This window comes from bacterium, assembly GCA_035380285.1.
Taxonomy (GTDB): Bacteria; Auribacterota; Erginobacteria; order Erginobacterales; family DAOSXE01; genus DAOSXE01.
In genome coordinates, this window is sequence record DAOSXE010000019.1 from 50783 (window position 1) to 58164 (window position 7382).

Sequence of the window (7382 nt, forward strand, 5' to 3'; positions counted from 1 at the left end):
CGGAATTACCGGGCGATGGGGATGTCCCCGGGCTCGCCGAAATAGCTCCTGGTGAAGCCGCGCACCGCCCACAGTGCCGTAGCCGGCCGGAAAAGGGCGATACCGTCCGTTCCGTCGCCGTCGTAATCGGCGGGCTGAGGCCGGTCGCCGCCGGCCCCGAACCAGGCCCGGGTCGTTTCTCTCAGCGCCCACAGGCCGGAAGCGGGACGAAATATCCCCGCGACGCGGGTTCCTTCCCCGAGGTAATCAGCCGGAACGGGCCGGTCGCCCGCAGAACCGAAATAGAACCGGGTCACCTGTCGTACCGACCAGAGGCGGGAGCTTCCTCGGAAAGTGGCCATATTCATCGTCCCGTCGCCGTCGTAATCGCCGGGAACGGGCCGATCGGCGCCGGCGCCGAAATAAACCCGGGTGAGCCCCCGAACCCGCCAGACTCCGTCGTCGGCGTTGAATACGGCGACGTCATCGCTCCCGTCGCCGTCGTAATCCCCGGGAACGGGGATGTCGCGGTCGTCGCCGAGGTAGAACCTGGTCAGGGTTCGGATCCACCAGAGACCCTCGCCGGCGCGGAAAACGGTCACGTCGGCGGTCCCGTCGCCGCCGTAATCGCCGGGAACGGGAAGATCGAAAGTCTCTCCGAAGTAAATTCTGGTCAGGCCCCGGACGGCCCAGAGCCCCGAGCTTCCGCGGAAAACGGCGATTTCGCTGGTCCCATCGCCGTCATAATCGCCCGAGGCGATTACGAAGAGCGCCGGCGTCGGCGTGAGCCCGCAGGTGGGGGTGGGGGACGCCGAAGGGCAGTACGGAGTCGCCGTGGCCGATGAAGAAGGAGCAGCGGTGGGAGTAGCGGCGAAGGTGGGAGTGGTTGATGGGGTGGCGGTGACGGAAGCAGTCGGCGAAGGCGTGGGAGTCATGGTGGCCGATGGGGACGGGGTAGGAGTGCCCGAAGGAGTCGGAGTGCAGGACGGGGAGGGCGTGGGCGAGGCCGTGGGAGTGAGGGATGGAGTAGAGGTGGCCGAAGGGGTGGGGCTCGGCGTTGCCGAAGGAGTGGGGGTGCAGGACGGGGTGGGCGTGGGCGAGGCCGTGGGAGTGAGGGATGAGGTAGGGGTGACCGAAGGGGTGGGAGTTTCCGTCGGCGCCGGCGTCGGCGTGCGACTGGGCGATGCGGTCGGAGAAGCGGTAGGCGAGGGCGTCGGGGAAGCCGATGGAGAGGGGGAAGCGGAAGGAGCGGGGGTCGGCGTGGTGCTTGGGGTGGGGGTGGGAAGAGCGTCGAACCGCGCCAAATGGGAAAAACTGTTTGCGGCGAGGGTGGTGAAATCTCCTCCCATGTAGAGGTCTCCGGCGGCGAACGTCAGCGCATAGACGCAGTTGTCCGCATCCGGATTCCAGGCGGCGGCGCCGCCATCCGGGTCCACGGCCGCGATATAATTTCTCTCCTCTCCTCCGATGCTGTCGAACAAGCCTCCCGCGTACACGGTATCGCCGCCGACGGCGACGCCGTAGACATAGTCGTCCGGGTTCGGATTCCAGTCGGTGGCGGCGCCGGATGAATCGACGGCGGCGAGATTGTTCCTCCCCCGGCCCCCGATGTTTTCGAAGGCCCCCCCCGCATAGACCGTCGTGCCGGAAAGCGCGAGAGCAAACACGGCGTCGTCGGGATCGGGGGCCCAGTCGGTGGCTTCCCCGCTGGCGGCGTCGAGAGCGGCCAGATTGCTCCGACCCTGCCCCCCGATGAGCGCGAAACTCCCGCCGACGTAAAGGATGTCGCCGGAAATCAGCATAGCTCTGACGAAACCGGTGGCCGTGGGGTTCCAGGCGGTGGCGGCGCCGCTGGCCGGATCGAGAGCGGCGATGTACTGCCGGTTCTGCCCCCCGATATAGAGGAACTGGCCGCCGGCGTAGACGGTGTCGGCGGTAGCGGCCAGCGTGAAAACGGTGTTGTCCGCCTGGGGGTTCCAGGTGGAGAGCGCCCCGGTGGAGGCGTCGACCGCCGCGATATAGTTCCTGGGTTCACCGCCGACAACGGTAAAGTCTCCGCCGGCATAGACGGTGTCTCCGGAAACCGCGAGCGCGCGGACGAGGCCTCCGGCGTTGGGGTTCCAATCCGTGGCGGCGCCGGTTGAGTCGAACGCGGCGAGGTTGTAGCGTGACAGCCTCCCGATGCTGGTAAAATCTCCGCCGGCATAGATGGTACTTCCGGCAGCGTCGAGGGCGTTGACGGCGGCGTCGGCGTTGGGGTCCCAAGCGCCGGCGGCTCCCGTGGAACTCGTGAAAGCCGCGATCCGGTTCCGGGACTGCCCGCCGATGGACGTGAAGGCCCCGCCGGCGTAGACGGTCTCCCCGGACACCGCGAGGGCGTTGACGGCGGCGTCGGCGTCGGGATTCCAGGAGGTGGCGTTTCCGTCGGCATCGATCGCCGCGATCCGGTTCCGGGATTGTCCGCCGATGGACGTGAAGGCCCCGCCGGCGTAGACGATCTCCCCGGACACCGCGAGGGCGTTGACGGCGTCGTCGGCGCCGGGATTCCAGGCGGTGGCGGCCGCCGAGGCCGCGTCGAGGGCGGCGATGTGCATTCGAGTCTGCCATCCGATGGCCGTGAAGAGCCCGCCCGTATAGACGGTGGACCCGGAGACAGCCAGGGAATACACCGCGTTGTCGGCATTGGGGTACCAGGGCTCGGGGGTTCCCGTGGAAGCATCTATGGCGGCGATGAAGTTATGAATATCCCCGCCGACTATGGAGAAATCGCCCGCGGCGAAAATGGTGGTTCCGGAGACGGCCAGAGCGCGAACGGTATCGTCGGCGTCGGGATCCCAGGAGGTGGCGCTCCCGGCGGCGTCCAGAGCCGCGAGCCGGTTCCGGGATTCCCCGCCGATGGCATTGAACTCCCCGCCCACATAGAGGACGCTCCCGGAAAGAGCCAGGGCATGGACGGGACCGGTGGCGTCCGGGTTCCAGGAAGCGTCAAGAGAGCCGTCGGCGAGAATGTGGGCGATCCGGTGTCGATCGGTTCCGTCGACCGTCATGAATCCGCCCCCCACGTACCAGCCGCCGACGCCGTCGGAGGCGACGGCGTAGACGGCGCCCTCCACCCGGGGGAAAGCGGCCTCCGGCTCGCCGGAAACGGCATCGAGGGGGACGCCGCTGCGGGTGTTCGGCCCCACGTGGCCGAACGAGCCCCCGATATACATGACCGAGCCGTCGGTGGCGACGGCCCTGACGGTGCCGTCCGTTACCCAGACTTCCGGGTCGGGGGCGGGCTCGAGTTCGGCCCGGGCGGCGGTAACCGCGCCCGGCGAAAGCAGGATACCGGCGGCCAATACCGGGACGATCAAGACTTTTTCCCGCGAGCAGCCGGGTCTTCTCGATCTTCTCACGAGGCGCCCGCTTCGGTTATCAGGTGCAACCGGGTGTCCGCCGACAAGCCCCGGGTGAGGGTTCTCCGGTTCGAATTCATCGGGCGACCGGGATATCCTCGGGCTTACCGAAATAGCCCCTGGTGAAGCCTCGCACCGCCCACAGCGCCGTGTCTTCCCGGAACAGGCCGAGGTCGGCGGTCCCGTCGCCGGTGTAATCCGCCGGTTGCGGCCAGTCGACGGTCTTCCCGAAATAGGTGCGGTTTCCCCCCCGTACCGCCCACAGACCGCGGGAGGGGCGGAAAACGGCGATGTCCCAGGTCCCGTCGCCGGTGTAATCGGCGGGCGCGGGCCAGTCGGATTGCTTTCCGTAGTAAACCCGGGTCGAACCCTTCACCGCCCAGAGGCCGGTGGCGGGACGGAAGACGGCGATTTCTCGGAGCCCGTCTCCGCGGTAATCTCCCGGGACCGGGCGGTCCCGGTCGGTTCCGAAGAAAACGCGGCTCACTCCGCGGATCTTCCAGAGACCGGCCTGGAAGACGGCCATGTCGGCGGTCCCGTCTCCGTTGTAATCGCCCGGCGCCGGGGTATCCCCGAACGTCCCGAACCCGACCCGGCTCAGCCCCCGGATCGCCCAGAGACAGGTAGAAGGACGGAAGATGCCGATATCGGTGGTACCGTCGCCGTTATAGTCGCCGGCGACGGGCAAATCGCCTTCCATGCCGTAATAGACCCGGCTTACGCCCCGGATCGCCCAGAGGCCGGAAGCGGGACGAAAGACCGCGATTTCGCTGACGCCGTCGCCGGTATAATCTCCGGAATGGATCATGCAGCCGGTGGGGGATACGGCGGCCGCGCTGAACTCGGAGGTGTTCCCGTCGGCGTCGGTGGCCGTGGCCACGATCGGTTCTCCCGGGTTCACCGGCACCGCCGGCGAAAACATGGTTTTGACCGTGCCTGCCGGGGTCGAGTAGTCGGCGAAGCCGACGTATTCCTTTCCCTGGCCGGAAGCGGAGGTAAAAAACTCCACCCGGATGGGGTAGGTGGAGTTCGCCGGCGCCGAGGGGACGTTGTAGGCGGCCTTCAGGTCTCCGGCCGGCGTGACCTTGAGCGCGGTCAGGACCGGAAAATTCTGTAAGCGGTTCGGCCCGGTGTCGGGATCGTCGGGATCGTTCGGGGTCCTACCGTCGCCGTTCAGGTCGATGCCCAGCTCGGGGTTGGAGAAGATGGAGTTGGCCAGCATGGCATTGCCGTTGTGGCCGGTGACGGTGATGCCGGTGTATCCGTTGTGGGCGATGGTATTGCCGGCTCCGACGTCGCCGCCGATGGTGGTATCGTAAGCGCTGTGGGAAACGCTTATCCCGGAGTAGCCGTTCCCCAGAGCCCCGAGCCCGGTGGCGTCGGTGCCGATGAGGTTTCCCTCCACCGTGATATCCCTGGAACTCTGGATGTCCACGCCGTAAATGTCGTTCCCCGAGATCAGGTTCCCCTCTCCCTCGGCCGCCCCCCCGATGACGTTGTGGTCCGAGCTCTCGCTGAGACAGATCCCGCTCCAGGCGTTGGCAATGGCATGGGTCCCCGTCACGTCGGTGCCCAGGTAATTCCCCTGGAAGGTGTTATAGGTGGAATAGTACACGTTGATCCCCTGCTGTTGGTTGCCGGAGATCAGGTTTCCCTCTCCCTCCCCGCTTCCCCCGATGCTGGAGTATTCACCCTCGCATTCGATGCCGTGCCCGGAGTTGGGGAGGGCGGCCGTCCCGGAAACGTCCGTCCCGATACGGTTGCCGGTGACGGTGCTGTGCGTGGCGCAGTATTCCAGGATGATGCCGGGTCCCTCGTTCCCGGAGATCAGGTTATTCGTGATGGAGTTGTGATCGCCGCAGACGTCGATCCCGCCCGTGGAGTTGTGAATGTGGGTGGTGCCCGAGGCGTCGGTGCCGATGTAGTTGCCCTTGATCGTGCAATAGTCCGCGCCCACGACCTCGATGCCGTATCCGTAGTTGCCGGAGATGACGTTCCGCTCCGCCGGGGAATCCCCGCCCACGACGGTATAGTCGGAGGACTCCTGTTCGATACAGACGGCGCTCTCATGGTTGGGGTGGGCCGCGTCCCCCGAGGCGTGGAGGCCGAGGTAGTTGCCCTCGATCGCCACCCCCCGGGGGTTGAGGAGGTAGATGGCGATCCGGTTCCATCCGCCGATGGCCAGCCCGCGCACGCGGCTGTTGTCGCTGTCGGTAAAGAAATAAAGAGCGCCGACGCCCTCCCCGGCGGAGGAACCGTCGAGTTCGATCATGATCGCGGCCGGGGAGGTCTCGGTCGCCATGGCCGCGCCGGGCTGGGAGTAACCGTCGACGGTCACCGGGCCGGTGAAGGCGGGGAACCAGGAAGCGGGGCTGATGACGTGCGGCCCCGTCCCGGGAATGTCGAACTCGATGGTGTCGGCGCCGGGGTTGGAGTTGGCGTCGTCGATGGCCTGGCGGAAACTGCCCGCTCCCGAGTTATCGGTGTTGGTCACGGTGTAGGTGGCCGCCGGAACCGAGAAAACAACCAGAACCGTTCCCAGCACGCCCGCGCCCAGCGCGCTTTTTATCGTTCTCATGATGCATCTCCTCGTGCTATGTGTATCTTTCCGGTTGACTATACGCTTCCACCGCCGGCTTTTCAGCCAATAACGACGGCCATTTACCGGGAACGAGAGGTGCCTCCGGCATCGGAGGCGCCCCGGCCGTTTCTCATGCTGACACACGTTCGTTCGAGAGTACAAGGAAACCCCGAGTAAAACGCTCATCGGTGTCTTTGAGCGGGGCCGGCGACTGGCGGGCGGCAAGAGGTCGTCTTCCGTCGCGCCGGTTATCAGGATCGGCTCGCCTCGGCCGGCTCGGGACGAACTCTCCGCTGCACGGGTTCTCAGCCGCCGTCGTTCGATAACAAAGCCGGAGGGATTTCCTTGCCGTCGGAGATGAATCGTGTCACGGAGCGCGATCGACGGGGACGGATAACTCCAGAGGTGCTCGCTTCGGCGATTTTGAAAACAAATTTATTAGCGGGTGACGGGAATATCGCCGTTCACCCCGAAGTATACCCGGCTCACTCCCCGGATCGTCCAGAGCGCGCTGAGCGGGCGAAAGACGGCAGTGTCGTCCAGAGAGTTTCCCTCGAAATCTCCGACCACCGGGCTGTCCCCGGCAGCACCGAAATAGAACCAGGTAACGCCTTGAATCGCCCACAGTCCGGTGGACGGTCGAAAAACGGCGATCCGGTCGCGAAAGGCGCCGGCCAAGCGGGAAGAGCCGTACCATTGATACGCCCCCGGGACCGGGCGGTCCCCCCCGGTCCCGAAGTAGCGGCGGGTGACGCCGCGGACGGCCCAGAGGCCGGAGGCGGGCCGGAAGACGGCGATCGAGTCGCTGCCGTTCCCGTCGTAGTCGCCGGGGACGGGCAGGTCTCCGGAAGCACCGAAATACGCGCCGGTGAGGTTCCGGACCGCCCAGCGGCCGCTTGTCTTTCCCATGACGGCAACGTCGCAGCAGCCGTCGCCGTCGTAATCGGCGGGGACGGGCAGATCGTCCGCCCCCCCGAAATAGAGTCGGGTTATCCCCTTGATCGCCCAGAGTCCGACCGAGGGCCGGAAAATCGAGACATCGGCGTAGCCGTCGCCGTTGTAATCTCCGCTCACGGGGAGATCGCCGGTAGTCCCGAAATAAACCCGTCCCAACCCCCGCACGGCCCAGAGGCCGGAGGCCGGCCGAAAGACGGCGATATCGGCGTTCCCATCCCCATTGTAGTCACCGGAATCCAGAACCAGATATTCCGGTGTGAGACAAGGACTCGGCGTTGGAGTAATCGAAGGGGTGGGAGTACGGGACGGGGTGGTCGTCACCGACGGGGTCGGCGTCGCCGAAGGCGTGGGGGTGACGCTGGACGTCGGCGTCGCGGTGGGGGTGGTTGTGGGGGTGGCCGAAGGCGTGGGCGTGGGGCTGATGGGCCCGGTGACGCGGACGTCGTCGAACGCCAGGTCGCCGGAGG

The 7382-nt window shown here is 66.4% G+C and carries 3 protein-coding genes; all 3 read right to left on the minus strand.

All coding sequences use genetic code 11. The features are described 5' to 3' along the window. Positions 1-5: 5 nt before the first annotated feature. Positions 6-3335 (minus strand): hypothetical protein, encoded by a 3330-nt coding sequence (locus tag PLZ73_08540; protein ID HOO77921.1) that lies wholly within the window; start codon positions 3333-3335, stop codon positions 6-8. Between the two features lie 118 nt (positions 3336-3453). Continuing rightward, positions 3454-5955 carry a right-handed parallel beta-helix repeat-containing protein gene (locus tag PLZ73_08545; GenBank protein HOO77922.1) on the minus strand — a complete coding sequence of 834 codons (2502 nt, stop codon included), beginning with the start codon at positions 5953-5955 and terminating at the stop codon, positions 3454-3456. A gap of 441 nt (positions 5956-6396) precedes the next feature. Next, positions 6397-7382, minus strand: a 986-nt coding sequence (locus PLZ73_08550; protein ID HOO77923.1) for a VCBS repeat-containing protein, incomplete at its 5' end; no start/stop codon positions are given.